The sequence below is a fragment of the Meiothermus cerbereus genome (assembly GCF_051297115.1).
GTDB lineage: Bacteria > Deinococcota > Deinococci > Deinococcales > Thermaceae > Meiothermus > Meiothermus cerbereus_A.
On record NZ_JBEVAL010000126.1, the window covers coordinates 1 to 3,665 of the forward strand.

General features: G+C 64.6%; 3 protein-coding genes. All 3 read left to right on the top strand.

The features are described 5' to 3' along the window. Positions 1–99 precede the first annotated feature (99 nt). The 3 genes from ABWU19_RS14470 to ABWU19_RS14480 all read left to right on the top strand — a co-directional run bounded on the left by ABWU19_RS14470 (position 100) and on the right by ABWU19_RS14480 (position 3,596). Positions 100–966 (top strand): hypothetical protein, encoded by an 867-nt coding sequence (locus ABWU19_RS14470; protein ID WP_119358825.1) that lies wholly within the window; start codon positions 100–102, stop codon positions 964–966. Beyond that, positions 963–2,183 carry a hypothetical protein gene (locus ABWU19_RS14475; RefSeq protein ID WP_435902357.1) on the top strand — a complete coding sequence of 407 codons (1,221 nt, stop codon included), beginning with the start codon at positions 963–965 and terminating at the stop codon, positions 2,181–2,183. Before ABWU19_RS14470 ends, ABWU19_RS14475 begins: the two co-directional genes overlap by 4 nt. A gap of 114 nt (positions 2,184–2,297) precedes the next feature. Further along, positions 2,298–3,596 (top strand): S-layer homology domain-containing protein, encoded by a 1,299-nt coding sequence (locus tag ABWU19_RS14480; RefSeq protein ID WP_435902358.1) that lies wholly within the window; start codon positions 2,298–2,300, stop codon positions 3,594–3,596. Positions 3,597–3,665: the final 69 nt, after the last annotated feature.

Here is a 3,665-nt window from a genome sequence, read left to right on the forward strand (position 1 = left end):
GCGGGATAACAAAGGGCTGTGGACGGTACTGGCAAGCCCGGAGATCGGGATGCAGGTGGCCTACTACCTCGAGCAGCTCTGGCAGATAGGAGGACGCTCATGAGATGGATTGGCGCTTTGCTGCTCAGCGGCCTGGCCTGGGCCTGCCCGTTGACCTTACAGGTAAGTCCCGAGGGCGGGGTGGTGAGCCCTGGCAACCTGACGGTATCGGTGCGTGCGGGGGCGGTGGTGGAGCGGCTGGAGCTCTCCCTTCGCATTGAGGGACGCTGGGATACCTACTCGCAGGTCTGGGCGTGGCAAAACACCAACGCTGGTAGCCTGAGCCTGTCTGTAAACGCTTCGCTCAACGGGCAGTACATCTTCAGCGCCAGCAGCCCCAACTGTGCGGCGGTGGCCCAGGCCAGGGTGATGGTGCTGATCCCCTGGACGGTGGAGGGGGGGCAGCTGCCTTGGCTGCTATGGCGGGAGGCGGAGGCAACGAACTACATCGAAATGTTTGGAAACCTCCGAGGCGGACAGCCCATGTTCATCGAGGGCCTGGTCACCGGCCTGGCCGAGCCGGTGCGGGTGGTCTTGCGGGACTACCTGGTGCGGGGCTATTTGAACCGGGACGGCAACTTTCTCCCCCGCTGCACAGGCATCTGTTACTCGATAGCGCCGGTGCAGAGCCGGTTGTATGCCGTGCAGGGACAGGCGGTGAGCGGCCTGTTTCAGCAGGGAGGGGTGGGCTTGGGAGCCTTTGGTGGCATCCGCGACAGCCGCTCGTATGAGATCGGCGGACGGGGGGTCTCCGGGGTGCTGGTGGTGCGGGGCTACCGGCACGACTACATCCTGCTGTCGGCAGTGGGGGACTTCAGCGACCCCCAGGTGCAGGTGGTGGAGCTACCCAAAGGGGGCGCTGAACTCTTCCGCAAGGCGCTCTCCCTGGCCGCGCTGCAACAGAGCGCTCGGGAGGTGATCCCATGAGAAGTATCTGGATGATTCTGGCCTCAATGGGCCTGGGCCTGGCCCAGACCACCGGCGGTAGCCTGAACGACCTGGCGGGGCTCAAGAGTGTGCTGAACACGCCGGGCGAGCTGCATCTGGTAGTGCCCAGCATCACCCCGTGGGCTATTCAGCTTTCCCAGTGGCGCACGGTGGGGCCCACGACCTTTTACCTGCCCCAGACGGAGGCCAGGCGGTATTGCGGCAGCGCCAACGCCGCTATTCGGGTGCTGCCGGGCAGTATCCGGGAGCCCATCGGCCTCATTGTGGGTAAGGGCAGTACCCTCGACGGCATCGTGCTCAGGGGTCAGGGGCTCATCCACGACCCTGGATGGGCCGAGAACGACCGCATCGCCCTGTGGATGGGGCTTTCAGGGGCTCCCCGCGAGGGCCGCACCTGGGTGGAGGGTAGCTGGACGGGCGCACTGACCGCACGGGTGGAGTTGCTGACCACCGAGCGCTACCTGGGCGACCCCCAGAGCAGCAGCTACCTGTTTACGCATGTGTGGAACGGCAGGGTGCTGGACGTACAGGTGCAGGGCTATGACCCCTACCGCATCTACAGCGGCCAGACCCTACCCCTGGTAGAAGCAGGCGGGACGGTACGGGGGGACTGCACGCTGACTTCACGGACGGCGGTGGTGGAGGTGGGGGTAGATACCAGCCGGACGAGCCGTTATACGGGGGCGCTCGGGAACAACACGACCTTCACCTTTGACCCTGGTACGGGGTTGGAGACCTTCCGCTCGGTGGAATACGCCGCCAGTTGCGGGTGGTTTGGTTGCGGCTGGCGGGGGTACTACATCTACGACCTGCAAGGCCGCTACCGGGGGAGCGGTTCGGGGACGCAGTGCGGGTGGAACTGGTGTACCGAGGCCAACATCCACCCCCGCCTCTTCGAGACCCGCAAAGCCCATGAGGAGGTCACCGCCCGCATCCGGCCCTGGCTCGAGCGCACCTACTGGCAGGTACAGGGCACCTTCCCCGTAGAGGCAGGGGGAATCGTGCGGGTGAACGGTCAGGTCTGGCAGATTCCGGGGCTGGAAGGCTACGGCAGAAGACCGCAAGGCGTGGGTATCGAGTGGTTGCGGGGGGAACCTTTTGTCAGCAACCTGGCAATGGCGACCGGGCTGATGGGAGGCGAGGCTTACCGGGGCCAGGTGGTGAGCTTGCAGGATTATTGTGCAAATATGCGGTAATATAGTATTGCTATGACTTTGCAAAATAATCTTAGGAAACTAGTAAAAGTCGGTTTTTCGGTCTGGAGTACCAGTCTAGGGTTAGCCCTCGCGCAACAGGCCCCCTTCTCGGATGTGCCTGCCAACCTGGAGAGCATCCGGTTTCTCTATGAGAAGGGCATCGTGCAGGGCTACCCGGACGGCACCTTCAGGGGAAGGGAATATATGACCCGCTATCAGGTGGCCGCCATGCTGTACCGCACCTATCTGGTTTTTGCGGATGACGTGGCGAAGCGGGTGCGGGAGGCGTTAGCCCAGGACTCCCAGGCCCGGCTCGAGGAGGCGCTGGCCGCCATCAGCGATCTCCAGGAGGCGTTGAAGATCGTGCAGGAGGCGCTGGAGGACTACCCCGAGGTCAAGGCGGGCCTGGAGGAGACCCGCAAGAACGTGGAGGGGCTGGCCGAGGAACTGGCCCAGGTGTCCAGCCAGATGGTAACGCGGGAGGAAATCGGGGAACTGCTCGGTTCGGTAGGTGCGCTGGAGAACCTGATCAAGCGCGGCGAGGCCGACTTACGCACGCTTCAGGCCCGGGTGAACGCCCTCGAGCAGGTCATCCGCGACCTCGAGGGGCGTACCCAGGCCGCCCAGGGGGAACTGAACAAAAAGGTCTTTGACCTGGGCGGACGGGTGGACACCCTGGAGAAGAAAGGCAAGAACGCCCCAAGGCTCACCATAGGGGGTTCGGTCGGCCTCTCGGACGGGCAGCCGGACGGTGAGGTGTTCGTCCAGGGAGAGGCGAACGGCGTTCGGCTCACCGGACGGCTATCCCAGGCGGGCGTACAGGTGCGGGCCGAACAGGACGGACTGGCTCTCGAACACCGCTCCCAGAACGGAGTGCAAGAGAGCCGGGGCGATCTCAAGGCGTTCGAGGGGGTGGCCCTGAAACTGAGCGCAGGCTACGGGGATTCGGCTTTTGGGGTGGCCTCGGTGGTGCATGAGCCGGACGGCGGTCTGGTTCCCGGCCTGGTGGCCGAGGGCGGGGTGGGGGCCGGATTCCATGAGGGCAACCTGTCCCGCAACCTGCTGTTTGCTCGCGTGGGCTACCGCTTCGGCAACCTGACCCCCACGGTGGGTTACTGGAGATACCAGGGCGAGGAGCCCTACAGCTTGCTGGAAGGGCGGCTCGACTGGAAAGCCGACTTTGGCAGCCTCGGGGGGTACTACCGGCTGGTGGCGTTCCCCGGAAGCGGAACCCAGGGCAGCGAGTGGGGCGTGCGGTTCACCTCCAGCTCCAACCCCTTCGTGGAGCTCGGGGTCAGGGGGGTGAATGGGCTGGTGGCGGGCGAGCCGGGGAGCTTCAGCTTCCGCTATCAGAATGCGAACATTACCGCCACCGACCTCACGCTGCGGGTAGGGTACAGGCTGGAGTTCTGAGTTGGAGGCAGGCGTGCAAAAGCTGATGTATGTCGGGGGGGCCTTGCTGGCCCTCCTGGTCTCTGGATG